The organism is Gordonia humi (genome assembly GCF_014197435.1).
GTDB classification, from domain to species: Bacteria; Actinomycetota; Actinomycetes; order Mycobacteriales; family Mycobacteriaceae; genus Gordonia; species Gordonia humi.
This window is the reverse complement of sequence record NZ_JACIFP010000001.1, coordinates 4,620,266-4,644,475: the sequence shown is the minus strand read 5'-3', so window position 1 is coordinate 4,644,475 and position 24,210 is coordinate 4,620,266. Positions and strand designations below refer to the sequence as shown.

Genomic DNA, 24,210 nt, shown 5'->3' with positions numbered 1-24,210 from the left:
ATACGTCCATGAGCGAACCTCAGCACCCCGGTCAGTCGGACAGCCGCCCGCCCGGCGCGTCGGGGTCTCCGACGTCCGGCGGTTTCGAGCAGCCCACCGCCGCCTTCGGACCGACCGGCCCGACGACCGGCCAGCAGTGGCAGACGCCTCACCCCGGTCCGCCGCCGCCGAGCGGAGCGTATCCGGTCGCTCCCGGGCCGGGGCAGTTCGGTCCCGGCGGGCCGATGCCCGGGCAGCCTCCGTTCCCTCCGGGATATGCGCCGCCGAGACCGTCGTTCGCGGCCATGCTGCCGATGCCGGTGAAGCTCGCGCTGGGCTCGTCGTTGTTCGGCATCGTCACGTTCTTCATGGGGTTTCTCGGGTGGCTGACGATCGACTCGACCATCGAACGCGACGCGGACGAGTGGGCGTCGAACGTGGGCAACTCGTTGGACGTGCCTGCGTTCTTCTCGCCGTCGCTGATCCTGAGCCCGGGATGGTTCTTCATCCTGCTCGGGGCGATCGGCGTCGGCACCATCAGCCTCGTCGCGACCAAGTGGCGCAGGTTCCTGCCGTATCTGGCCTTCGGATCGGTGGTCGGATGGCTGGGACTGTTCGCCTGTGCGATGGGACTGCCGGTCTTCGTCGGATTCGGGCCGGGGGCCTACATCGCACTGATCTTCGGCTTCATCCAGGCCGCGCTGTTGTCGGTGGCCACCCTTCTCGACGGACTGCACGAGGATAAAGTCGGTGGGCAGGGACCGTATCCGCCCGCCTAGACCCCAGCGAGGACCGTGCCAGACTCTGCGACCGATGTACCCGGTGCAGGCGACGCCGCACCGGGTACTCGTCGTTCGCAGGCCAAGGCGGCACGGCGTGCGGAACTGATCGCCGCGGCGGCACGACAGATGGCGCGCAGCGGGTTCACCGCGGTGCGCCTGGAGGACATCGGTGCCGAGGTCGGGGTGAGCGGTCCGGCGATGTACCGGCACTTCAAGTCCAAGGGCGATCTCCTCGACACGATGCTGCTCGACATCTCCGAACGCCTGCACGCGGGCGGCGAGGCCGTCGTCGAAGCCGGGGGAGACCCGGCCGACGTCCTGGTGCGACTCATCGAGTTCCACATCGACGTCCTGGTGACGAAACCCGATCTGATCACCGTGCAGGACCGCGACCTCACGTCGATGACCCCCGACGCCAATCGAACGGTCCGCTCGCTCCAGCGTCGCTACGTCGAACGGTGGGTGGACGTCCTCGTCGCCGCGGTGGGCCCGTCGCTCTCGCGTGACGAGGCCCGTGTTCGCGTGCACGCCGGTTTCGGCCTGCTCAACTCCTCGCCCCGTCTGCCGTCGTATCCCGAGGACAGGTTGCGGGTGCTGCTGACCGAGATGGCTCTCGGGGCGCTGTACGCGGGGTCGTCGAGCGTCTAGGGCGTGTCTCTTAACCTCTTGAGCCAGAGGACGATCGCCCTCACGAGCACCCCGCCACAGTAGTTCGCGTTGTGTTTGTCGTACCGCGTCGCGACACCCCGCCACTGTTTGAACGCGTTGAAACCGCGCTCAACGACATTACGATCGCGATACTTGACCGCGTCGAACGCGGGCGGTCGTCCTCCAGAGCGGCCACGGTTCTTCCTGTTCTGGATCTGGTCGGCACGCTCGGGAATCACCGCACCGATACCCTGACCTCGAAGCAACCGACGGATCGTCGCTGACGAGTACGCCTTGTCCGTCGCCACCCGATCGGGGCGCGTCCGCGGACGCCCGGACCCGACTCGCATGACTCGCACCGCGTCGAGGAGCTCGGGAAACATCGGCGAGTCCCCGGCTTGTCCGGGACCACAGATCACGACCAACGGCAGCCCGTGACCATCACTCAACAGATGGATCTTCGTCGACAATCCACCTCGTGACCTGCCGATCCCGTGGTCGGGAGGCTCCGTCGCGAGATTCTTGTAATTCGCCAGATCCCCCTGTGTCACGCGGGAGGTTCGTGCCGTGTTGATGAGCCCGGTTGATCGTCGAGTCGACACTGACATCCCAGTCAATCAACCCGGCCGCGTCGGCATCAGCCAGAAGCGTCGCCACGATCGCCTCCCACGTGCCGTCCTTGCTGAACCTGTCATGGCGTTTCCACACTGTGCGCCATGACCCGAACTCTGCCGGTAGATCTCGCCACGGCGAGCCCGTTCGATACCGCCAGATGATGCCTTCGAGGACTTGCCGGTGGTCTCGATAAGGGCGCCCGCCCTTCGCTGACGCGACTGGCATCAACGGAGCGATCCGTTCCCACATCTGATCATCGAGCATCTCGGTTCGTGACACCCGTCAATCCTGCCGGAACCAGCGAGAAACGGTTAAGAGACACGCCCTAGCGGGACGCCGGCGCTCGGATCGACGAAGAACGGGTCGTCCACGCTTCCGCTCTTTGAGAACCTGCGGAGTCTTCCAGTGCGGCTAGGTCTCACCGTCGGCGTGGTTCCCAGTCACGGACGACTGAGAACCACGCCGATGATGCGTGCGTGCTCCTACAACGCGCTCAGCTGCCGCTCCAGTTCCGCGCGGTACCGCTCCACGTTGGCGGTTTTGACGCCTTCGTAACCGCGGACCATGTCGGGCAGATCGGCGATGGCGGTCGCGGCCGCGACGCGTTCGGGCGCCGGGTAGGTGCCGAGGGATCCGAGTACGCGGTCGACGGCGTCGCGGTACTCGACGATCAACTCGCGTTCCATCCTGCGGACGTCCGCGCGGCCGAACGGGTCGAACCTGGTTCCGCGCAGCCGCTTCATCCTCGCGAGCGATGCCAGCGCCGGATCGGCCCAGGCTCCCAGAGAGATCTTGCTGCGCATGCCCATCTCGCGCAGCATCGGCGGGTGCAGGCGCACGGAGGTCTTCGCATCGTCGCCGAACTCGTCGGCCACAGTGGCCGCGAAGGTCGCGTCACCGGTCAGACGAGCCACCTCGTACTCGTCCTTGTACGCCATCAGCTTGTACAGGTTTCGGGCGACGGCGCTGGTCAGATCGTCGCCGTGACCGGCTCGGTGCACACGCTGCACATCGGTCAACCAGGCGCGGGCGTACTTCTCGCTCTGGTAGGCGATCAGCTCGTCGTAGCGCCGCATCACCACCCCCGCCAGGTCCTCACCGGCGCCGGTGAGAGCGAGTGCGGCACGACGAGCAGCGTCGCTCGGCGTGTACTCCGGGGCGACGACCCGTACCGAGTTCGCGGCCGCGAGGACCTCCTCCGGCGCGGCGACGGCCTGACGGCCGCGGCGGAACGCCTGCAGATTCGCCTCCACGGCCACCCCGTTCACCTCGATCGCTCGCTCGATCGACTTCGCCGACAACTGCAGCGAACCCGTCTGGAACGCCGCGCCCACCATCAGCATGTTCGCGTACTGCTCGTCGTCGAACAGATCGTCCGACAGTTCGCCCGCGTTCAGATACACCGACCGTGCGACGTGGTCGTCGATCGCCGAACGGACGGCGAACGACTCCGGGAAGTGGACCGACGTGTCGATGACCATCGAGCCTGTCGGGACTTTGGTGGTCGACACGACCGCGACGGTCTTCGACGTCGAGGCGACCTTCAGATTCACCGGGTCGGCGCCGACGAGCTGGTCACAGGCGAGGTAGACGTCGCAGTCGTTCGACGCGACCTTCGCGGCCTGTTCGACGAGACCGGCCGACACCTTGATGTCGCTGACCACGGCACCGCCCTTCTGCGCGAGGCCGGTCATGTCGACGGTGCGCGCCGACAGACCGTCGAGCGTCGCCGCCGTCGCCAGGATCTGCGAGACGGTCACCACACCGGTGCCGCCGATGCCGGTGACACGGATGGTGAAGTTCCCGTCGGTGCGGGCGGGTGTCGGCGCGACGACGGCGTCGCCGGCGATCGACGCGACCCTCTCACGGCTGCGCTCGCGGCCGGGGACGACGCTGACGAACGCCGGGCAGTCGCCTTCGAGGCACGAGAAGTCGAGGTTGCAGGAGCTCTGATCGATCTGGGTCTTGCGGCCGAACTCGGTGTCGACGGGGTGCACCGACAGGCAGTTCGATTTGGCGCCGCAATCGCCGCAGCCCTCGCAGATCCGCTCGTTGATCATCACCCGCTGCTTCGGCGTCTCGAACGTGCCCCGCTTGCGCTTGCGTCGCTTCTCGGCCGCACAGTGCTGATCGTGCACCAGGACCGTCGTGCCGGTGACCGCCGCCAACTCCCGCTGCACGTCGAGCATGTCGTCGCGGTGACGGACCTGGACCCCGGACGGGAGACCGAGCGCCCTGGTGCGCTTCGGGTCGTCGGAGGTGACGACGATCTTGGCGACCCGCTCGGCCTGCAGCAGCGACACCATCTGCGGCAGCGACATCTGCCCGACCGGATCCTGACCGCCGGTCATCGCGACGGTGCCGTTGAACAACAGCTTGTACGTGATGTTCTCGCCGGAGGCGACGGCCGCGCGCAGCGCGAGCGAACCCGAGTGCATGAATGTGCCGTCGCCGATGTTCTGCACGAAGTGCTTCTCGTCGAGGAACGGCGCCATGCCGAGCCACTGCGCGCCTTCGCCACCCATCTGCGTGACGCCCGCGACCTCACCGACCTGCTCGGGCTCCATCAGTAGAACCATGGCGTGGCAACCGATTCCGGCGCCGACGATGGTGTCGTCGGTGACCTTCGTGGAGCTGTTGTGCGGACAGCCGGAACAGAAGTACGGGGTGCGCACGGCCAGCGGCAGCAGGATGCGCTCGCGCGTCGCGTTCTTCTCGTCGACCCAGCGCTGGGCGGGTTCGATGTGGTGGCGTGCGGCCAGGCGCCCCGCGAGACCGCGAGTGACGGCGTCGACGTCGAGTTCGCCGAACCGGGAGAACAGTGTGGAGCCGTCCTCGTTGGCCTTACCGACTATCGCGGGAGCGTCGCTGCGCCGGAACAGGATGTCGCGCATCATCGTCTCGATGAAGTCGCGCTTCTCTTCGACCACGATCACCTCGTCGAGGCCGGCGATGAACTCGTCGAGCACGCCGCGCTCGATCGGGTACACCACGCCGAGCTTGAGGATGCGGATGCCGAGGCGGCCCAGATCGTCGTCGGTGATGCCGATCAGTCGCAGCGCCTCGCGCACGTCGAGGTACGTCTTACCGGCGGCGACGATGCCGATCCGATCGTCGCCGGTGCGCTGGACGATCTTGTTGAGCTTGTTCAGGCGGGCGTACTCGGTGGCGCGGGGCAGACGCGTGGTGAGCTGATTCTGCTCCAACTCCATCAGCGCGGGGCCGAGGAGTCGGCCGGACGGCACATGCGGGCTGGTGCCCAGGCCGCCGTAGTCGACGGTGAAACGATCGAGGTCGACCACCGCGGTCGACGCGCCGTCGGCCACGTGCGCGGAGATCTTCATCGACGTCCACAGACCCGACACGCGGCTCATGAGGGCGGCGTGCACGCCGAAGTCGAGGATGTCGGCGCTGTCGGCGGGGTAGAGGATCGGCATGTACAGATCGGCCAGTGCCATCTCGGACGCGCACGGGACCGTGGAACTCTTGGCACCCGGATCGTCGCCGACGAGCGCGACCGCGCCGCCGACCGAATGGGTGCCGATGATGTTCGCGTGGCGCAGCGCGTCGCTCGCACGGTCCAGACCCGGGGCCTTGCCGTACCAGTAGCCGACGACACCGTCGCGTTTGGCTCCCGTGGCGTCGGCGGCGAGCGTTCCGACCTTGGCGGCGACCTGCGTCCCCATCACCGAGGTCGCCCCGATCTCCTCGTTCAGGCCGGGTCGGTGGACCACGTCCCACGGATCGAGAAGCTTTGCACGACGGGCGATTTCGAGGTCGTATCCGGCCAGCGGTGACCCCTCGTAACCGGAGATGAACGAACCGGTGTGCAGACCGTTTCGGCGATCGAGGACGGCGCGGTCGCGGACCATGCGCACCAGCGCCTGGATGCCGGTCAAGTAGATGCTTCCCGACTCCCGGGTGTAGCGGTCGTCGAGGGAGAAGGATGCGGACGACGTCCGCTCGGTACCCGTCTGGCGGGCACGATTGTCTGCGACGGTCATGGGTTCACCTGGCCTTGTGCGTATCGGCTGCGGTGGGCGTCTCCGAGGTGGTGGAGTCGGCACGCAGCATTGTGTGTGCGGTCGCGAGGGTGGGCGACCTGGCCCCACGATAACGGAATCTGTGATCGCAGTCACGGTGGATGGAACAATTCTCGACAGGCCTGGCGGAAGTGACGCAGATCGCGTATCTTCAAGTTCAGTTAATGGCGACTAACCGAAAGGGTGGGCATGGTCTCGACTTCGCTCGACCAGCAGGCGGTCTCGACAAGCGGGCACCGCGCCAACGTCGCGAGGCTCCGTGATCGCCTCGCGGCCACGGCACAGGGCGGTGGACCCAAGGCACGCGACCGGCACGTCGGCCGCGGCAAACTCCTCGCCCGCGACCGTGTCGACGCGCTCATCGATCCCGGTACCGCGTTCCTCGAGGTCGCGCCCCTCGCGGCGTTCGGCATGTACGACGACAAGGCGCCGAGTGCGGGCATCGTCACCGGCATCGGCCGCATCCACGGTCGCGAATGCATGATCGTGGCCAACGACGCGACGGTCTCCGGCGGCACGTACTACCCGATGACGGTCAAGAAGCACCTGCGCGCGCAGGAGATCGCCTCGCAGAACCGGCTGCCGTGCATCTACCTCGTCGACTCCGGCGGCGCGATGCTCCTCAACCAGGACGACGTGTTCCCCGACCGCGAGCACTTCGGTCGCATCTTCTACAACCAGGCGACCATGAGCGCGGCGGGCATCCCGCAGATCTCGGCGGTGCTCGGATCGTCCACCGCGGGCGGGGCCTACGTCCCGGCGATGAGCGACGAGAACGTCATCGTCCGCAACCAAGGCACGATCTTTCTGGCCGGTCCGCCGCTGGTGAAAGCGGCCACCGGTGAGGACGTGTCGGCCGAGGACCTCGGCGGCGGCACCATGCACAGCTCGATCTCCGGTGTCACCGACCATCTCGTCGACAACGACGAACAGGCGCTCGCCAAGGTCCGCGACATCGTCAAGACCCTCGGCCCGCAGATCCCCGCGCAGTGGGAGACGCGCCCGACCGTCGCACCGACCCGCGACCAGACCGACCTGTACGACGTGGTCCCGACCGACCCGAAGATCCCGTACGACGTCCGCGACGTGATCGAGATCCTCGCCGACGGCGGACAGTACTCGGAGTTCAAGGCGAACTACGGGTCGTCGCTGATCACCGCCTTCGCGACGGTGCACGGACATCCCGTCGGCTTCATCGCCAACAACGGCGTGCTCTTCAGCGAGTCGGCGCTCAAGGGCGCACACTTCATCGAGTTGTGCGACCAGCGCAGGATCCCCCTGATCTTCCTGCAGAACATCACCGGATTCATGGTCGGCCGCGCCTACGAGGAGGGCGGCATCGCCAAGAACGGCGCCAAGATGGTCAACGCCGTGGCCTGCGCCTCGGTGCCGAAGCTGACCGTGATGATCGGTGGATCGTTCGGTGCCGGCAACTACTCCATGTGCGGTCGCGCGTATTCGCCGCGGTTCCTGTGGAGCTGGCCCAACGCCAAGATCTCGGTGATGGGCGGGCCGCAGGCCGCCGACACCCTCGCGACGGTGCGTCGCGCCGGCGTCGAGCGTGCGGGCGGCGAGTGGTCGGCCGAGGACGAGGAGCAGTTCAAGGCCCCCATCCGCGACCAGTTCGAGCGGCAGTCCGACGCCTACTACTCCACCGCGCGGCTGTGGGACGACGGGATCATCGACCCTGCCGACACACGCACGGTCCTCGGACTGGCGCTGGAGGCGTGTCGGCACGCGCCGCTGCCGGAGCCGGGGTACGGCGTGTTCCGCATGTGAGCGCCCTCCGGCTCCCGATCGGCACGGACCTGACCAGCAATAGGTTTCGACTCGCTTCGCCCGCTCGACGAGCGGTCGAAAAAGGAGAACTTCCATGAAGACCATCCGCAAAGTGCTCGTCGCCAACCGCGGCGAGATCGCGGTCCGCGTCATCGACACCCTCGACGCGATGGGTGTCGAGTCGGTGGCCGTCTACTCCGACGCCGATGCGAACGCACCGCATGTGCTCGCCGCGGGCGAGGCCGTCCGCCTCGGCCCGGCGCAGGCGTCGCGGAGCTACCTCGACATCGACAAGGTGATCGCCGCCGCGAAGGCGACCGGCGCCGACGCCGTCCACCCCGGCTACGGCTTCCTGTCGGAGAACCAGGCGTTCGCCGCGGCGCTGGCCGAGGCGGGCATCGTGTTCATCGGACCGCCGACCGAGTCGATCGCCACCATGGGCGACAAGATCACCGCGCGCGCCGCGGTGACGGCCCGCGACGTCCCCGTCGTACCGGGCCTGTCCCGACCCGGCCTGACCGACGCGGACCTCATCGAGGCCGCACCCGACATCGGGTTCCCGGTCCTGATCAAGCCGAGCGCCGGCGGCGGTGGCAAGGGCATGCACCGCGTCGAAGACCCCGCCGACCTGGCCGAGGCGCTCGTCACCGCGCGCCGCGAGGCCGGTGCCGCGTTCGGCGACGACTCGCTGTTCCTGGAGCACTTCGTCGACACCCCGCGGCACATCGAAGTGCAGATCCTGGCTGACGAGCACGGCAACGTCGTACACCTCGGCGAGCGAGAGTGCTCGCTGCAGCGTCGTCACCAGAAGGTCATCGAGGAGGCGCCGTCGGCGCTGCTCGACGAGGCCACCCGCGCTCGTATCGGACAGGCGGCCTGCGACGCGGCGCGCAGCGTCGGCTACACCGGCGCGGGCACCGTGGAGTTCATCGTCTCGGCCCTGCGCCCCGAGGACTTCTTCTTCATGGAGATGAACACGCGACTGCAGGTGGAGCACCCCGTCACCGAACTCGTCACCGGGCTCGACCTGGTGGAGCAGCAGGTGCGCATCGCGCGCGGTGAGGAGCTCTCGTTCACCCAAGACGACGTCACGCTCACCGGTCATGCGATCGAGGCGCGCGTCTACGCCGAGGATCCGACGGCGGGCTTCCTGCCGACCGGCGGCGAGATCGCCGACCTGGTGTGGCCGCGCAGCGACGGGAGCGCGGCGAGCGGGCCGATCCGTCACGGTGCGCGCATCGACTCCGGTGTCGCTCGGGGCAGCGTGATCGGCAGTGACTACGATCCGATGCTCGCCAAGATCATCGTGCACGGCGCCGACCGCGCCGAGGCCGTCGACCGGCTCGACGAGGCGCTCGCGCAGACGCGGCTGACCGGTGTGGTCACCAACATCGACTTCTGTCGGTTCGTACTGGCTCAGCCCGCCGTCCGCGCGGCCGAACTCGACACGGAACTGCTCGATCGCCTCGTCGTCGACTATGCGGCCCCGACTCCCACACCGCAGGCACTGACCGCGGCGGCGCTCGGCGGTCTCGACCTCGGCGACCCGAACGACCTGTGGTCGTCGGCGCTCGGGTTCCGCAACGGTGCGGGATCGTCGTACGTGTCGCGGCTGTCCGTCGACGGTGCGGCCCATACGGTCACCGCGGTCCTGCACTCGTCGGCCGACGCCCGATCGGTGGCGGCCGAGGTGACCGTGGAGTCCGAGGACGCCGAGCCGTGGAGCGCGCACACGGTGCTCACCCCGCGCGGCGACGGCCTGTTCGCCCTCGTCTGCGACGGTGTGCAGCAACGATGGACCGTCCGCGTCGACCCGTCGACTCCGTCCGGGGAGCAGGGGAGGCGCTGGGTGGCCGGTGACGCCGGCACCTGGCAGGTCACCGCGCTGCGGTCGTTGGCCGACGCCGACGCCGAAGCGGCCGCCGGTGATGTGACGAGTCCGATGCCGGGCACCGTCGTCGCCGTGCCCGGAGTCGACGGCGCCGACGTCGAGGCGGGTGCGCCGCTCGTCGTCGTCGAGGCGATGAAGATGGAGCACACTCTCCGCGCCCCGATCGACGGCGTCGCCGCGATCTCGGTGAAGGTCGGCGAGAAGGTGAGCGCCGCGCAGCTGCTGGCACAGGTGGCGGCGGCCGAACAGGTCTCGACTCCGCTCGACCAGCAGTAGGTCCCGACCGGCGGCAGGTCTCGACTCCGCCCGACGAACAGAGAAGGATTCGACTATGGAATTGACTCAGGATTACGCCGACCTCGTGGCCAGCGTGCGCGATTTCGCGCAGAGCGCCGTCGCACCGGTGTCCGCGCAGCACGACCGCGACAAGACCTTCCCGTACGAGGTCGTGAAGCAGATGGGCCAGATGGGCCTGTTCGGACTGCCCTTCTCCGAGGAGTTCGGCGGCATGGGCGGCGACTACTTCGCGCTCGCCCTCGCTCTCGAAGAGCTCGGCAAGGTGGACCAGTCGGTCGCCATCACTCTCGAAGCGGGCGTCAGCCTGGGCGCGATGCCGATCTACAAGTTCGGCACGCAGGAGCAGAAGGAGCGCTACCTCCCGGACCTGGTGGCCGGGCGCAACCTCGCGGGATTCGGTCTCACCGAGCCGGGAGCCGGGTCGGACGCCGGGGCGACGGCCACGACCGCTCGGGTCGACGGAGACGAGTTCGTGATCAACGGCGGCAAGCAGTTCATCACCAATTCGGGCACCGACATCACCTCGTTGGTCACGGTGACCGCGGTGACCGGGCAGAAGCCCGACGGCCGCAAGGAGATCTCGACGATCATCGTCCCGGCGGGCACTCCCGGATTCGTCGCCGAACCCGCCTACGACAAGGTCGGCTGGCACGCCTCCGACACGCATCCGCTGAGCTTCACCGACGCTCGAGTCCCTACCGAGAACCTCCTCGGTGACCGCGGTCGCGGATACGCGAACTTCCTGTCGATCCTCGACGAGGGGCGCATCGCCATCGCCGGTCTGGCGACCGGTGCGGCACAGGGGTGCGTCGACGAGTGCATCAAGTACGCGCAGGAACGCCAGTCGTTCGGTAAGCCGATCGCGGAATACCAGTCGGTGTCGTTCGCGATCGCCCGTATGGAGGCGCGTGCCCACGTCGCTCGTCAGGCCTACTACGACGCGGCCGCCCGCATGCTCGACGGCAAGCCGTTCAAGAAGGAGGCCGCGATCGCCAAGATGGTCTCGTCCGAGGCGGCGATGGACAACGCGCGCATGGCCACTCAGATCCACGGCGGCTACGGCTTCATGAACGAGTACCTCGTCTCGCGCCACTACCGCGACTCGAAGATCCTCGAGGTCGGCGAGGGCACCACCGAGGTCCAGCTCATGCTGATCGCCCGTTCGCTGGGACTGCCGTCATGAGCGGCGATCCGGACGCGGCCCGCGTCCAGCAGCGCGGACTCTGGTTCGAGGAGTTCGAGATCGGCACGGTGTACGAGCACAGCCCGGGGCGCACCGTCACCGAGGCCGACAACGTCCTGTTCACGACGCTCACGATGAACACGCAGGCGTTGCACCTGGACGCCGCGTGGGCGGCGCGACAGCCCGGGTTCGGCGGGCAGCGGCTGATCAACTCGATGTTCACGCTGTCGACGATCGTCGGTCTGTCGGTCTCGCAGCTGACGCAGGGCACGTTGGTCGCGAATCTCGGTTTCAGCGACATCGCGTTCCCCGCGCCCCTGTTCGCCGGCGACACGCTGTACGCGGAGACCGAGTGCACGGGCAAGCGGGTTTCGTCATCCCGGCCGGGGGAGGGCATCGTGAACATCACGCACATCGGCCGAAACCAGGACGGTGTGATCGTCGCGAAGGCATCGCGCGCGACGCTGGTGAAGCTACGACCCGAGGAGAACTGACCGAGATGACCGACCCCTGGATTCCCGCCGGACCCGCCCTGCTGTTCTGCCCGGCCGATCGCCCCGAGCGGTACGTGAAGGCACTCGACCGCGCCGACATGGTGATCCTCGATCTCGAGGACGCCGTGGCGCCCGGCAACAAGCCGGCGGCCAGGGAGGCTCTCGTCGCGAATCCGCTGCACCCCGACCGCGTGATCGTGCGGATCAACCCGGCGGGGACACCCGACCACGACCTCGATCTCGAGGCCGTCCAGGCCACGCCGTACCGCCTCGTGATGCAGGCCAAGACCGAGGACCCGGCGCAGATCACGGCCCACGGCCTGCCCACCATCGCGTTGATCGAGACGCCGATGGGCGCCATGCGCACCGAGGAGATCGTCGCCGCACCGAACTGCGTCGGTCTCATGTGGGGCGCCGAGGACCTCGTCGCCGGTCTGGGCGGATCGTCGAGCCGTTACGGCGACGACGAGGCCGAGACCGGTGAGTACCGCGACGTCCCGAAGTACGTCCGCGCGCGCATGCGCCTGGCGGCCGGCGCCTACCAGAAGGCGGCGATCGACGCCATCCACGCCGACATCGCCGATGTCGACGGCCTCGTCGCCGAGGTCCGCGACGCCGTGGCGCTCGGCTTCACCGCGACCGCCTGCATCCATCCGTCGCAGGCGTCGCACATCCGTGAGGGCTATGCGCCGTCGCCCGAGCGCGTCGAGTGGGCGCGCCGTGTCATGGAAGGCGCCGTGGAGCACGACGGCGGCGTCTTCGCCCTCGACGGGGCGATGATCGACGGCCCCCTCATCGCTCAAGCCCGCGCGATCCTGGCTCGCGCGGGACACCGACCCACCGATTAGCAGTTCACCCCCCCCGGAGGAATGATGTCCGACCAGACGTACGCCGACACCGACTCGTACAGCCGTGGAGAAGCGGAGCCCGCGCTGCTCACCGACACCATCGGTGCGGTGCTCGCCCGGACCGCCGAGCGGTATCCGGACTCGCTGGCGTTGATCGACGCCGCCGTCGACCGGCAGTGGACGTACGCGCAGTTCCGGCGCGATGTGCGTGCGTTGGCCGCTGGTCTGCTGCGTCTGGGCGTACAGCCCGGCGATCGGGTGTCGCTGTGGGCGCCGAATCGTTTCGAGTGGGTGCTGACGCAGTTCGCGGCGGCTGAGATCGGTGCGATCCTCGTCGTGCTGAATCCGTCGTACCGTCGGCACGAATTGGCGTACGCGTTGAAGCAGTCGGGGACGTCGGTGGCGTTGGCCGCCGAGCGGTTCAAAGACTCCGAGTACGCCCAGATGCTCGCCGATGTGCGCGACCAGGCGCCGGAACTGCGCCGGGTGGTGTTGTTCGAGTCGGATGAGTTCGCCGGGCTGTTGACCGAGCCGACCGCCGACGAGTCCGCTCGCGTCGACGAGATCGCGGCCGGGTTGTCGGCGTCGGATCCGATCAACATCCAGTACACGTCGGGGACCACCGGGTCGCCGAAGGGCGTCACCCTGACACACACCAACATCGGCAACAACGGGTACATGGTCGGCGAGCTGGTGGCGTACACCGAGGCCGATCGGATCTGCCTGCCGGTGCCGTTCTACCACTGCTTCGGGATGGTGATGGGCAACCTCGCGGCCGTCTCGCACGGATCGGCGATGGTGATACCGGCTCCCGGATTCGATCCGGCGGCGACGCTGTCGGCGGTCGAGAAGTATCGGTGCACCAGTCTGTACGGCGTGCCGACGATGTTCATCGCGGAGCTGGCGCTGCTCGACACGGTCGCCGGGAGCGGGACCAGTGGGGGCAGTCGGAAGTTCGATCTGTCGACGTTGCGGACGGGCATCATGGCGGGGTCGCCGTGCCCGGAGGCGGTGATGCGACGGGTGATCGACGAGATGAACATGTCGCAGGTGTCGATCTGTTACGGCATGACCGAGACGAGCCCGGTGTCGACGCAGACGCGCACCGACGATCCGTTGGATCTGCGGGTGGGCACCGTCGGGCGCGTCGGACCGCATCTGGAGATCAAGATCGTCGATCCGGTGACCGGCGACGTGCTCCCGCGCGGGGAGACCGGCGAGCTGTGCACGCGCGGCTACTCGGTGATGTCCGGATACTGGAACGAGCCGGAGAAGACCGCCGAGGCGATCGACGCCGACGGCTGGATGCACACCGGGGACCTCGGTGTGATGGGCGACGACGGGTACGCCCGCATCACCGGTCGCATCAAGGACATGGTGATCCGGGGTGGCGAGAACATCTATCCGCGGGAGATCGAAGAGTTCCTCTACACGCATCCGGACATCGTCGACGCGCAGGTGATCGGCGTTCCGGACGCGAAGTACGGTGAGGAGCTCATGGCGTGGATCCGCGTGCGCGAAGGCGCCGAGGGACTGGACGTCGACGCGATCCGCGAGTTCGCGACCGGTCACATCTCGCGGCACAAGATCCCGAAGTACGTGAACGTCGTCGACGAGTTCCCGATGACGGTGACCGGCAAGGTCCGCAAGGTCGAGATGCGCGAGAAGTCCATCGAGATGCTGGGCCTGGGGTAGGGGCATACCCTCCCGTTGGTCGAGTCGGTCGGAACCCCTCGTCCGCGAGTCAGAACCTCTATTCGGTTCTAACTGGCGGAGAAGGGGCTACTCCGCGTCGAACACGGCCTGTACCACCTTCATCGCCGACAGGGCGGCGGGTGCGCCGCAGTAGCCTGCGGTCTGGATGACGGCTTCGGTGATCTCCTCGCGGGTGAGGCCGTTGGTGAGGGCGCCGCGGATGTGGCCGGTGAGTTCTTCGTGGGCGCGCAGCGCGATGAGCATGCCGATGTTGAGGAGGCTGCGGTCGCGGCGGGCCAGGCCGGGGCGGTTCCAGGCGGCGTCCCAGACGTGTTCGGTGACGAAACGTTGCAGCTCCGCCGATTCGGTGCCGTCGGTCCGGGCCAAGGCGCGGTCGACGAACTCGTCGCCCATCACCTCGCGTCGGACGGTGAGTCCGGTGTGGAAGGCGTCGTCGGAAGCAGTCATGAGCGGACCTTCTTTCTCGTCAGTGGAGACAAGTGTCCCGCACCGCCGAGTGAGTCGGCGATGCGGGACGTCGTGGGGCGGGCTACTTCGCGGGAACCGTGAGGATCAGCGCGTCGCCTTGACCGCCCGCACCGCACAGTGCGGCCGCACCGATACCGCCGCCGCGACGGCGCAGTTCGTGGATCAGGTGCACGACGATCCGCGCACCGGAGGCGCCGATCGGGTGGCCGATCGCGATGGCGCCGCCGTCGACGTTGACGATCTCATCGCTCACGCCGAGTTCTTTCATCGCGGTCAGGCTGACCGCGGCGAAGGCCTCGTTGATCTCGAACAGGTCGATGTCGGCGACGTCGATGCCCTGTGCGGCGACCGCGGCGAGGATCGCCGTCGACGGCTGTCGCTGCAGCGACGAGTCCGGCCCAGCGACGTTGCCGTGCGCACCGATCTCGGCGAGCCACTCCAGTCCGAGTTCGATCGCCTTGCTCTTGCGCATGACGACCACCGCGGCCGCACCGTCGGAGATCTGCGACGCGTTGCCCGCGGTGATGGTGCCGTTCTCGGCGAAGGCCGGGCGCAGCGCGGCGAGCGACTCCGGCGTGGTGGAGCCGCGCACACCCTCGTCCGCGCTGACGACGATGTCGTCGCCGCGCCGCTGAGGGATCGTGATCGGCACGATCTCCTCGGCGAACCGACCCTGCGCCTGCGCGTCGGCGGCCCGCTGGTGGCTCGCCGCGGCGGATGCGTCCTGTTCCTCACGGGAGAACGAGTTGTGGTCCTCGGTCAGCGCGCCCATCGGCTGATCGGTGAACACGTCGTGCAGACCGTCGTAGGCGGTGTGGTCGACCAGTTCGGCGTTGCCGTACTTGGTGCCCGACCGGCTGCCCATGAGCAGGTGCGGCGCCTGCGACATCGACTCCTGGCCGCCGGCGGCGACGACGTCGAACTCACCGGCGCGGATCAGCTGGTCGGCGAGTGCGATCGCGTCGATGCCCGACAGGCACATCTTGTTGATCGACAGTGCCGGCACGTTCCAACCGATGCCCGCGGCCACCGAAGTCTGTCGGGCGGGCATCTGTCCGGCGCCCGCTGTCAGCACCTGGCCCATGATGACGTAGTCGACGTCGGCCGGGTCGACGCCGCCGCGCTCGAGGGCGCCGCGCACGGCGGCCGCGCCGAGTTCGGTGGCGGGCAGGCCGCTCAGCGCGCCCATCAGTCTGCCGACCGGAGTGCGGGCGGCTGCGACGATGACCGACGTGTCGGCGTCGTTGCGGGTGGAGGTCATTGAGATTCCTTTCAGGCGAGTTCGACGCCGGTCTTGGACGCGATGTCGTCGCGGGTCACGCCGGGCGCGGTCTCCACGAGGGTCGCGACGCCGTCGGTCAGGTCGATCACGCCGAGGTCGGTGATGACACGGTCGACGACGCCCGCGCCGGTGAGCGGAAGCGTGCACTCGGGGAGGATCTTCGGCGAGCCGTCGCGGGCGGTGTGCTCCATCAGGACGATCACCCTGGCCGCGCCGTGGACCAGATCCATCGCGCCGCCCATGCCCTTGACCATCTTGCCGGGCACCATCCAGTTGGCGAGGTCGCCGTTGGGGGCGACCTGCATGCCGCCGAGGACGGCGAGGTCGAGGTGGCCGCCGCGGATCATGCCGAACGAGAGCGCCGAATCGAAGAACGCCGCACCGGGTTCCACGGTGACCGTCTCCTTGCCCGCGTTGATCAGATTCGGATCGAGCTCGTCGTCGGTCGGGTAGGGGCCGGTGCCGAGGATGCCGTTCTCCGAGTGGAGGACGACGCCGAGCGACGGGTCGAGGTAACCGGGGATCAGCGTCGGCAGGCCGATGCCGAGGTTCACGTACTGGTCGGCGCTCAGCTCCTGTGCGGCGCGCTCGGCCATCTGATCGCGGGTCCAGCCGATGGTGGTGGCTGCGGTCATGATCACGCTCCTGCCTGCGCACGCACGGTGCGCTTCTCGATCCGAGTGTCCTGGGGGCCGGTCTCGACGACGTGCTGGACGAACACGCCGGGGAGGTGGATCTGCTCCGGGTCGAGCTCGCCCGGTTCGACGAGCCGCTCGACCTGGGCGATCGTCACGCGCCCGGCCATCGCGGCCAGCGGGTTGAAGTTCATCGCGGTCTTGTCGAAGACGAGATTGCCGAGACGGTCGCCGACAGTCGCGTGCACCAGCGCGAAGTCGGCGACGATGCCCTCCTCCATCACGTAGCGGCGGCCGTTGAACTCACGGACCTCCTTCGCGGGCGAAGCCACCTGAACGTTCCCGTCGGCGTCGTAGCGCCAGGGGAGACCGCCGTCGCTGATCGGTGTGCCGACGCCCGCCGGGGTGTAGAACGCGGGGACGCCCGCGCCGCCCGCGCGCAGCCGCTCGGCGAGTGTGCCCTGCGGCGTCAGTTCCACCTCGAGCTCGCCGGACAGGTACTGGCGCGCGAACTCCTTGTTCTCGCCGACGTACGACGCGACGACGCGGCGCACCCGACCGAGCTCCAGCAGGACGCCGAGGCCCTGGCCGTCGACGCCGCAGTTGTTGGAGAACAACTCCAGACCGCCGGCGCCCTGCTCGCCGAGGGCGGCGATCAGCCGGTCGGGGATGCCGCACAGCCCGAATCCTCCGACGGCGATCGACGCGCCGTCGCCGATGCCCGCCACGGCTGTCGCCGCATCTGCCACTGACTTGTCTGCCATGTGCCTGGTTCCTCTCGTGCTCGTTGACCAGAAGATGCCGGTCGCTGAGTGAACGTCATCACTCATGGCCCCTGACATGCAATGCCGCCGCCGAAAGTTTCCTCGGATTGGTCACTCGATAGAAGATAGGATGAGGTAGCGTCCACTCAGTGGACGCACCGAAGGCGGGGAACGCCGTCATCTCCCGGACCGCCGCACTGCTGCGCGCACTGAGCGACAGCGCCGATGCCGGGGCGACGACCACCGCGCTCGCCAGGGCCGTCGATCTGCCGCGGGCGACGGCCCACCGACTGTTGACGTCGCTCTCGGAGGAGGGGCTCGTCGACCGCACGCCCGACGGACTCTGGGTGCTCGGACCCGAGCTGTACATCCTCGGGTCGATCGCCGCCCAGCGGTACGACATCGCGACCACGGCGGGTGACATCCTGCGCGACCTCGCCCGCTCGACGGGAGAGAGCGCATTCCTGTCCGCGCGACGCGGCGACGAGACCGTCGTTCTCGCCGCGGAGGAGGGCACGTTCCCGCTGCGCTCCCACGTGCTGCATCCCGGCAAACGGTTGCCGCTCGGCATCGCGTCGGCCGGTGTGGTCCTTCTCGCGCATCTGCCCGACACCGACATCGACCGCTATCTCGAGCGTGCCGACTTGGAAGGCGAATGGGGGCACGATCATTCGACGGCGGGTATCAAACGGCGTATCGCCGAGACGAGAGTGTTCGGCTACTCGGTGAATCCGGCGCTGCTCGTCGAAGGCAGTTGGGGGATCGGCGCGGCCGTATTCGACCGTGCGGGCCGACCGGAATGGGCGTTGAGCCTGAACGGGGTACAGACCCGATTCTCGGCGACGCGACGCCCACAGCTGGGTGAAGCTTTGTTGCGCGCGGCGCACGATCTGACGAGGCGGGTGCGGTAGGGGTTGCGCCTGGCGACCTCGATCTCATAGTGCCGCTCGGTGAAGCCAAAAGACCGACTCTCTCCGCTCCGAGGCGCAATACGCGATCGACGATCCCCCGATCTTCCTGCTGAGCCCGGCGTGACCGACGACGATCTACAGTCGAATCGGGCCGCCCGTCACGCGAGAGGAACTGCCATGACTTCACGGATCGACGTCTTCGCCAAGGATCTGGGCGAGCGGGTCGGCCGTGACCTCACCGATTACGCCGACCTGTGGGAGTACTCGGTCACCGACCTGTCCGGCTTCTGGCGCGCGGTGTGGGACTTCGTCGACTTCGATGCGATCGCGGCGGAACCGCTCGGCGACGGACCGGTGCTCGCCGACGCGTCGATGCCGGGCGCGTCCTGGTTCCCCACGGTGCGACTCAACTACGTCGACGCGGTCCTGGCACACGCCGACCGGGACGGTGTCGCGATCGTCGGCGTCGTCGAGGACGGGCAGCGAGTCAGGACCATCGACTGGCGCGGTCGTCGAAGATCGGCAAGCAGACACGGAGGGCACCCTATTACGATCTTTCGTTTCACATACGAACACGCAGACGCGGCCAGCCGGTCGGCAGATCTGGAACCGCATGCTCGGTGGCTGGTCGAGCGGTAGGAGGCCGGTGTGCTCAGGACGTCGGGACCGTTGGCGGGTACTGAACCTCAGCGGCGGTGCTGATCGTGGAAGCCTCTGATCGGACAATCCGGGATGCCATTGTCGCCGGTGACCAGTACATGTCCGAAGGCGCTGTCACCGGGTGCAGCGTAGTCGAAAGGGATCCGACCTTCGGTGCCTTTAACCCGTACTCCAGCCGACCCATGAGCGCGGAGGGGCGAATGGTTGAGGGGGAGGATGATCCGCCGGGTGGTTGCGTATGTTCGTCGAGCAGCATCCAGGTGGGCGTCATTGTCGGCGCCCACCGCGATTGCGGTAAGAGTATGTGCCTGCCGCCCGTAGAAGAGCGTCGTTGGCGGCGGGCTCGCCGATCGTGATCCGGACTCCGTCCGGTTCGTACGGCCGTACGGTGATTCCGACTCGCCGGCAGTGTTCCGTGAAGTCTGACGTGCGGTCCGTCAGCCGGAGCCAGACGAAGTTCGCCGCGCTGTCAGGGACGGTCCAGCCCTGTGAGCGCAGCGTGTCGCGGACCCGAGTGCGCTCGGCGACGACCGCGGCCACTCGTCGGATCAGTCGATCGTGTCTTTCGAGGGATGCGACGGCTGCAGCCTGTGCGACGGACGAGACGCCGAACGGGACTGCTGCCTTGCGAAGAGCCTCCGCGACGGATTCGTGGGCGATCGCGTAGCCGATACGCAGGCCGGCGAGACCGTAGGCCTTGGAGAAGGTTCGCAGCACAACCAGATTCGGGTGGTCCCGGTATATGCGTGCGCCGTCGACACGATCGGGTCCGGTCGCGAACTCAGTGTAGGCCTCGTCGAGGACGATGAGCACGGTCGACGGGATGCGAGCCAGGAAGTCGCTGAGCTCGGAACTCCGCAGTGCACGGCCGGTCGGATTGTTGGGCGTGCACACGACCACCGCCCGTGTACGGTCGGACACTGCGTCCGCCATCGCCGGGAGATCGTGCGACTCGTCCTCGTTCAACGGCACCTCTACAGCGCGTGCCCCGGCGAGCCCCGTGACGATCGGGTACGACTCGAACGACCGCCAGGCGTAGACGACCTCATCTCCCGGGTCGACGGCGATCCGCATCACCTGCTGCAGCAGTTCGCTGGACCCGGCACCGACCGCGATGTGTCTGACGGGAACGTCGAGCCGATCGGCGAGACTGCTGCGCACCTCGACTGCAGCCAGATCCGGGTACCGGTTCATCTGCGTCGCGGCCGTGGAGACGGCGTCGAGCACTCCGTCCAGCGGTGGGTGGGCGAGCTCGTTCGACGAGAGTTTCCAGCCCGCCGGTGCTGTGCTGCCCGGCACATAGGCGGGGACCGCGTCCAGCGTAGCTCTCAGGATCGGTCGTGCGTTCGGCACGGGGGCCTCCCTCGACTGAGTCGTGCGGCGGTTACAGAGTAACGACAGACCTGAGTCCTCGGCCCTCATGCATGGCGTCGAATGCATCCTCTATCCCGTCGAGGCCGATGCGTTCGGAGACGAAGTGCTCCAGCGGGATCCGGCCCTGCAGATGGAGGTCGATGAGCATGGGGAAGTCACGATCCGGTAGGCAGTCGCCATACCACGACGACTTCAGTGCGCCGCCGCGCGAGAAGAAGTCGACCAGGGCCATGTCGACCCGCACATCAGGTGTCGGCACACCGACGAGGACGACTGTTCCCGCGAGGTCTCGAGCGTAGAACGCCTGCTCCCAGGTCTCAGGTCGGCCCACGGCATCGATCACGACGTCCGCCCCGAACCCGCCGGTCAGGCTCCGAATCGATGCGACGGTGTCGACAGCGGAGGCATCGACGGTGTGCGTGGCACCGAGCTCGGTGGCCATGGATTGTCGTCGCGGGTCCCGGTCGACAGCGATGATCGTGGTGGCGCCGGCCAGTCTCGCTCCGACGACCGCCGCAGCGCCGACACCGCCGCACCCAATCACGGCCACCGAATCGCCGCGGGCGACGCCACCGGTGTTGACGGCAGCGCCGAGCCCCGCCATCACACCGCATCCGATGAGACCGGCGACGGCGGGATCGGCGGCGGGGTTCACCTTGGTGCATTGACCGGCGTGGACGAGAGTCTTCTCGGCGAAGGCGCCGATGCCCAGTGCTGCGGTGAGTTCGGTTCCGTCGGTCAGCGTCATCTTCTGGGTGGCGTTGTGGGTGTTGAAACAGTATTCCGGGCGTCCGCGGCGGCAGGCACGACAGTCTCCGCAGACCGCTCGCCAGTTGAGGACGACGAAGTCGCCGATGGCGACCGAGTCGACGCCGGGGCCTACGGCGTCGACGACACCGGCGGCTTCGTGACCGAGCAGGAACGGGTACTCGTCGTTGATCCCACCGTCGCGATAGGTCAGATCGGTATGGCACACACCGCACGCCGAGATCGCGACGATCACCTCGCCCGGTCCTGGGTCAGGGATGACGATATCGGTGAGTTCGACGGGCGCGCCGGATGATCGAGCGATGACTCCGCGGACGTGCTGGGGCATGGGTACTCCTCAAGGTTGGATCGGGTTGGGGGTGATGCAGGGTGCCCCGGAACCGGGGCACGACTACCGGTGTGCGACGAGTACTCGGTCTCGTCGTCGAAGAGCGGACGGATTCCGTCGGCGGCCATGATCTCGTCGTTGCTCGCCCCGGCTGCGATCATCGGCCAGACGAGGACATCGTCGTTGACGATGAAATCGATGACGACCGGCCGGTCGGCGATCCGGCGCGCACGCGCGATGACATCGTCGACCTGGTCTTCGCGATCGCAGCGGAACGCGACACAACCCAACGACTCGGCGAGTTTGACGAAGTCCGGGATCTGATGCGAGTGCGTCGCGAGATCGATGCTCGAATGGCGGCCATCGAAGTGGACGTCCTGAAGCTGCTTGACCATTCCTAGGTTCCCGTTGTTGATCAGTGCGACTTTGATCGGGACGCCTTCGATGGCGGCGGTCGCCAGCTCCTGATTCGTCATCTGGAAGCAGCCGTCGCCGTCGATCGCCCAGACCTCGCGCTCCGGAGCGCCGAGTTTGGCGCCGAGGGCCGCCGGCACCGCGTATCCCATCGTCCCCAGGCCGCCGGAGTTGAGCCAGGTGCGCGGTCGTTCGAATCCGATGAACTGTGCGGCCCACATCTGATGCTGACCGACGCCGGAGGCGTAGATCGCGTCGGGGCCGACCGTCGCTCCGAGAGTCTCGATCACCGCTTGCGGGGACAGCGACTGGTCGACGGGCCGATCGTAGCTGACCGGGTACGTCTGCTCGATGCCGTCCAGTACGGCGCGCCATTCGCGAAGATCGTGGCGCATTGACGACGCCGAGCGGTTGCTTCGGAACGCCGAGACGATGGCGCGAACGACTTCCCGGCAGTCTCCGACGATCGGGACGTCGACCGGTCGGTTCTTGCCGATCTCGGCGGGATCGATGTCGGCGTGGATCACCCGAGCATGCGGGGCGAACGACTCCGAGTGACCGGTGACCCGGTCATCGAAGCGGGTTCCGAGTGCGATCAACAGGTCACTGCGTTGCAGTGCAGCGACGGCGGCGACGGCCCCGTGCATGCCGGGCATTCCGTAGTGGAGGGGATGGCTGTCGGGGAACACGCCGCGCGCCATCAGCGTCGTCACCACGGGGATGCCGGTCGCCTCCGCCAGCTCCAGGAGATCGGCCTCGGCCTCGGCCTTGACCGCACCGCCGCCGACGTAGAGCACCGGAGAGGTCGAGGTCCGGATGGCCTCCACGGCATCTCGGATCCGATTGGCGTTCGGCATGAGGTTCGGACGATAACCAGGGAGGTCGACCCGCACCGGCCAGGAGTATGCGGCAGTGGCCTGCTGCACGTCTTTCGGGATGTCGACCAGGACTGCGCCGGGACGCCCGGTCGAAGCGATGTGGAAGGCCTCAGCGAGGACCCGGGGTATGTCGGCGGCGTCGGTGACCATGACATTGTACTTTGTGATCGGCGCGGTGATCCCGATGATGTCGGCTTCCTGGAACGCATCCGTCCCGATCAGTCCACGGGCGACCTGTCCGGTGATGGCCACGAGGGGCACAGAGTCGGCCTGGGCGTCGGCGATCGCGGTGACCAGGTTGGTCGCGCCCGGCCCGGAGGTGGCGATACACACGCCGACCCGGCCGGTCGCCTGTGCGTATCCGGTCGCAGCATGGCCGGCAGCCTGTTCATGACGGGTCAGAACGTGTCGGACACGTCGTGATTCGGCAAGCGAGTCATAGACGGGGAGGATGGCGCCGCCGGGGATCCCGAAGACGCAGTCGATGCCGAGGTTCTCCAACGTCCTCACCACCGCACGGGCGCCCGTTAGGGGGGCGGAAACCGATTCGGAGGTACTGGTGGAGAGCGCATTTCGGGGGCGGAGTCGGGTGGGGGCAGGGGTACTCACAGGTACGTCCTTCGGTCGGCACAGGCGCGGCGTAACGAAGGAGGGGGTGGATCCTTCGAATGGGCCGCCGGGACATCCTCGGGCTCGGAGGAAAGGCGTGAACGACAGATGTTCGCTGCCGGAGGCGTCGAGTTCACCATGTACTCGGCGCCTCCGACAACCCGGTCGCCGGAAGATGATCAGTCTGCTCGTCGCTCTCGGCTCGGAGACGTTTGACGCGTGCAGACTGCGCACCGAAGGTGAACTCAGCGCTGCGCCGCGAGAGGAGCGAGCAGCGGAGTGACTCGGTAATCGACGAGCTTCCGCATCGCGAGCGCGGTGTTGGTCTGTTCGACGCCGTCGATACCGAGAATCCGACCCGCGGTGCGATACAGATCGTCTGCGCCTTGGGCGACGACGTGGATCAACAAGTCGGTCTGTCCGCTGAGCCCGTGGACCTCGATCACCTCGGGGATGGCTTCGAGTGCGCTCGCGATCTGCGCGAGACTCTGTTGGGCGACCCGGGTGAAGACGAATGCGGTCAGCGGATACCCGGCTGCGGCAGGATCGACGGATCGATCGAAGTTCCGCAGCACACCGTTCGCGTCCATCTTGGCGAGACGGGTCTGGACGGTGTTTCGGGAGAGGTTCGACTTCGATGCCAGCGCGAGGACCGTGGCACGGGGATCCTCGGTCAACGCCACGAGGATTTTGGCGTCGATGGCGTCGATGGTGCGTGCGGTAGGCATGAAGATCCACTCCGATCGTGCGTACTGAACAGGATCCGTACGAATGCAGAATCCGCCGACATAGAGGCGTGGACGGCTGTGCCCGAAGGGACACAGTGCGATTCATACGTCCGTAG

At 67.7% G+C, this 24,210-nt stretch carries 20 protein-coding genes; 10 read left to right on the top strand and 10 right to left on the bottom strand.

All coding sequences use genetic code 11. The features are described 5' to 3' along the window. Positions 1-8: 8 nt before the first annotated feature. A complete protein-coding gene (locus tag BKA16_RS21565; protein ID WP_183372598.1) occupies positions 9-758 on the top strand; it encodes a DUF5336 domain-containing protein in 750 nt (249 codons plus the stop codon). Positions 759-773: 15 nt separating this feature from the next. After that, the gene (locus BKA16_RS21560) at positions 774-1,409 is read left to right on the top strand and encodes a TetR family transcriptional regulator (RefSeq protein ID WP_183372597.1); all 636 of its coding nucleotides are present in this window, start codon (positions 774-776) and stop codon (positions 1,407-1,409) included. Here BKA16_RS21560 and BKA16_RS21555 read toward each other — a convergent pair. Further along, positions 1,406-2,303 (bottom strand): IS5 family transposase gene (locus tag BKA16_RS21555; protein ID WP_382425745.1). Its coding sequence is split into 2 segments (ribosomal slippage): positions 1,406-1,975 and positions 1,977-2,303, totalling 897 coding nucleotides; the frame shifts between segments, so codons are not numbered across the junction. The genes BKA16_RS21560 and BKA16_RS21555 overlap by 4 nt on opposite strands. Before the next feature lie 203 nt (positions 2,304-2,506). Next, complete coding sequence (locus BKA16_RS21550; protein WP_183372596.1) at positions 2,507-6,028, bottom strand: indolepyruvate ferredoxin oxidoreductase family protein; 3,522 nt, start codon at positions 6,026-6,028, stop codon at positions 2,507-2,509. 228 nt (positions 6,029-6,256) lie between these two features. Between BKA16_RS21550 and BKA16_RS21545 the strand changes: the two genes are divergently transcribed. From BKA16_RS21545 to BKA16_RS21520, 6 genes are all read left to right on the top strand, one after another. After that, the gene (locus tag BKA16_RS21545; RefSeq protein WP_183372595.1) at positions 6,257-7,846 is read left to right on the top strand and encodes a carboxyl transferase domain-containing protein; all 1,590 of its coding nucleotides are present in this window, start codon (positions 6,257-6,259) and stop codon (positions 7,844-7,846) included. Positions 7,847-7,940: 94 nt separating this feature from the next. Continuing rightward, positions 7,941-10,013: an ATP-binding protein gene (locus BKA16_RS21540; protein ID WP_183372594.1), complete on the top strand. Its 2,073-nt coding sequence runs from the start codon at positions 7,941-7,943 to the stop codon at positions 10,011-10,013. A 55-nt stretch (positions 10,014-10,068) separates the two neighbouring features. After that, complete coding sequence (locus BKA16_RS21535; protein WP_183372593.1) at positions 10,069-11,217, top strand: acyl-CoA dehydrogenase family protein; 1,149 nt, start codon at positions 10,069-10,071, stop codon at positions 11,215-11,217. Continuing rightward, complete coding sequence (locus BKA16_RS21530; RefSeq protein WP_183372592.1) at positions 11,214-11,711, top strand: MaoC family dehydratase; 498 nt, start codon at positions 11,214-11,216, stop codon at positions 11,709-11,711. Before BKA16_RS21535 ends, BKA16_RS21530 begins: the two co-directional genes overlap by 4 nt. A gap of 5 nt (positions 11,712-11,716) precedes the next feature. Beyond that, complete coding sequence (locus tag BKA16_RS21525) at positions 11,717-12,559, top strand: HpcH/HpaI aldolase/citrate lyase family protein (RefSeq protein ID WP_183372591.1); 843 nt, start codon at positions 11,717-11,719, stop codon at positions 12,557-12,559. A gap of 24 nt (positions 12,560-12,583) precedes the next feature. After that, on the top strand, positions 12,584-14,254 hold the full coding sequence (locus BKA16_RS21520) for an AMP-binding protein (RefSeq protein WP_183372590.1): 1,671 nt from the start codon (positions 12,584-12,586) through the stop codon (positions 14,252-14,254). An 87-nt stretch (positions 14,255-14,341) separates the two neighbouring features. Here BKA16_RS21520 and BKA16_RS21515 read toward each other — a convergent pair whose 3' ends face one another. The 4 genes from BKA16_RS21515 to BKA16_RS21500 form a co-directional block, all read right to left on the bottom strand. Then, positions 14,342-14,722, bottom strand: a complete 381-nt coding sequence (locus BKA16_RS21515; protein WP_183372589.1) for a carboxymuconolactone decarboxylase family protein — start codon at positions 14,720-14,722, stop codon at positions 14,342-14,344. A gap of 82 nt (positions 14,723-14,804) precedes the next feature. Beyond that, the gene (locus BKA16_RS21510) at positions 14,805-16,004 is read right to left on the bottom strand and encodes an acetyl-CoA C-acetyltransferase (protein WP_183372588.1); all 1,200 of its coding nucleotides are present in this window, start codon (positions 16,002-16,004) and stop codon (positions 14,805-14,807) included. Between the two features lie 11 nt (positions 16,005-16,015). Further along, complete coding sequence (locus tag BKA16_RS21505) at positions 16,016-16,660, bottom strand: 3-oxoacid CoA-transferase subunit B (protein ID WP_183372587.1); 645 nt, start codon at positions 16,658-16,660, stop codon at positions 16,016-16,018. A 2-nt stretch (positions 16,661-16,662) separates the two neighbouring features. Then, entirely contained in the window at positions 16,663-17,424 is a 762-nt protein-coding gene (locus BKA16_RS21500) for a CoA transferase subunit A (protein WP_183372586.1), read from the bottom strand. Between the two features lie 149 nt (positions 17,425-17,573). Between BKA16_RS21500 and BKA16_RS21495 the strand changes: the two genes are divergently transcribed. Both BKA16_RS21495 and BKA16_RS21490 read left to right on the top strand, forming a co-directional pair. Then, a complete protein-coding gene (locus tag BKA16_RS21495) occupies positions 17,574-18,335 on the top strand; it encodes an IclR family transcriptional regulator domain-containing protein (RefSeq protein WP_183372585.1) in 762 nt (253 codons plus the stop codon). A 177-nt stretch (positions 18,336-18,512) separates the two neighbouring features. Beyond that, on the top strand, positions 18,513-18,974 hold the full coding sequence (locus tag BKA16_RS21490; protein WP_183372584.1) for an acetyl-coenzyme A synthetase N-terminal domain-containing protein: 462 nt from the start codon (positions 18,513-18,515) through the stop codon (positions 18,972-18,974). A gap of 288 nt (positions 18,975-19,262) precedes the next feature. Here the strand turns inward: BKA16_RS21490 and hisC are convergent, their stop codons facing one another. The 4 genes from hisC to BKA16_RS21470 form a co-directional block, all read right to left on the bottom strand. Next, positions 19,263-20,348, bottom strand: coding sequence for a histidinol-phosphate transaminase (gene hisC, locus BKA16_RS21485; RefSeq protein WP_343067566.1), 1,086 nt, complete (start codon positions 20,346-20,348; stop codon positions 19,263-19,265). A gap of 31 nt (positions 20,349-20,379) precedes the next feature. Next, positions 20,380-21,465: an S-(hydroxymethyl)mycothiol dehydrogenase gene (locus tag BKA16_RS21480; RefSeq protein WP_183372582.1), complete on the bottom strand. Its 1,086-nt coding sequence runs from the start codon at positions 21,463-21,465 to the stop codon at positions 20,380-20,382. Next, the gene (locus BKA16_RS21475) at positions 21,369-23,390 is read right to left on the bottom strand and encodes an acetolactate synthase large subunit (protein ID WP_221247621.1); all 2,022 of its coding nucleotides are present in this window, start codon (positions 23,388-23,390) and stop codon (positions 21,369-21,371) included. Before BKA16_RS21475 ends, BKA16_RS21480 begins: the two co-directional genes overlap by 97 nt. A gap of 221 nt (positions 23,391-23,611) precedes the next feature. After that, positions 23,612-24,094, bottom strand: coding sequence for an Lrp/AsnC family transcriptional regulator (locus tag BKA16_RS21470; RefSeq protein WP_183372580.1), 483 nt, complete (start codon positions 24,092-24,094; stop codon positions 23,612-23,614). Positions 24,095-24,210: the final 116 nt, after the last annotated feature.

What these genes read in the sequence shown, in the direction of transcription:
- BKA16_RS21505 (WP_183372587.1), bottom strand. Translation starts at nt 16,660, where the DNA reads ATGACCGCAGCCACCACCATCGGCTGGACCCGCGATCAGATGGCCGAG.
- BKA16_RS21520 (WP_183372590.1), top strand. Translation starts at nt 12,584, where the DNA reads ATGTCCGACCAGACGTACGCCGACACCGACTCGTACAGCCGTGGAGAA.
- BKA16_RS21515 (WP_183372589.1), bottom strand. Translation starts at nt 14,722, where the DNA reads ATGACTGCTTCCGACGACGCCTTCCACACCGGACTCACCGTCCGACGC.
- BKA16_RS21535 (WP_183372593.1), top strand. Translation starts at nt 10,069, where the DNA reads ATGGAATTGACTCAGGATTACGCCGACCTCGTGGCCAGCGTGCGCGAT.
- BKA16_RS21470 (WP_183372580.1), bottom strand. Translation starts at nt 24,094, where the DNA reads ATGCCTACCGCACGCACCATCGACGCCATCGACGCCAAAATCCTCGTG.
- BKA16_RS21530 (WP_183372592.1), top strand. Translation starts at nt 11,214, where the DNA reads ATGAGCGGCGATCCGGACGCGGCCCGCGTCCAGCAGCGCGGACTCTGG.
- BKA16_RS21565 (WP_183372598.1), top strand. Translation starts at nt 9, where the DNA reads ATGAGCGAACCTCAGCACCCCGGTCAGTCGGACAGCCGCCCGCCCGGC.
- BKA16_RS21480 (WP_183372582.1), bottom strand. Translation starts at nt 21,465, where the DNA reads ATGCCCCAGCACGTCCGCGGAGTCATCGCTCGATCATCCGGCGCGCCC.
- BKA16_RS21540 (WP_183372594.1), top strand. Translation starts at nt 7,941, where the DNA reads ATGAAGACCATCCGCAAAGTGCTCGTCGCCAACCGCGGCGAGATCGCG.
- BKA16_RS21500 (WP_183372586.1), bottom strand. Translation starts at nt 17,424, where the DNA reads ATGGCAGACAAGTCAGTGGCAGATGCGGCGACAGCCGTGGCGGGCATC.
- BKA16_RS21550 (WP_183372596.1), bottom strand. Translation starts at nt 6,028, where the DNA reads ATGACCGTCGCAGACAATCGTGCCCGCCAGACGGGTACCGAGCGGACG.
- BKA16_RS21490 (WP_183372584.1), top strand. Translation starts at nt 18,513, where the DNA reads ATGACTTCACGGATCGACGTCTTCGCCAAGGATCTGGGCGAGCGGGTC.
- BKA16_RS21525 (WP_183372591.1), top strand. Translation starts at nt 11,717, where the DNA reads ATGACCGACCCCTGGATTCCCGCCGGACCCGCCCTGCTGTTCTGCCCG.
- BKA16_RS21545 (WP_183372595.1), top strand. Translation starts at nt 6,257, where the DNA reads ATGGTCTCGACTTCGCTCGACCAGCAGGCGGTCTCGACAAGCGGGCAC.
- BKA16_RS21510 (WP_183372588.1), bottom strand. Translation starts at nt 16,004, where the DNA reads ATGACCTCCACCCGCAACGACGCCGACACGTCGGTCATCGTCGCAGCC.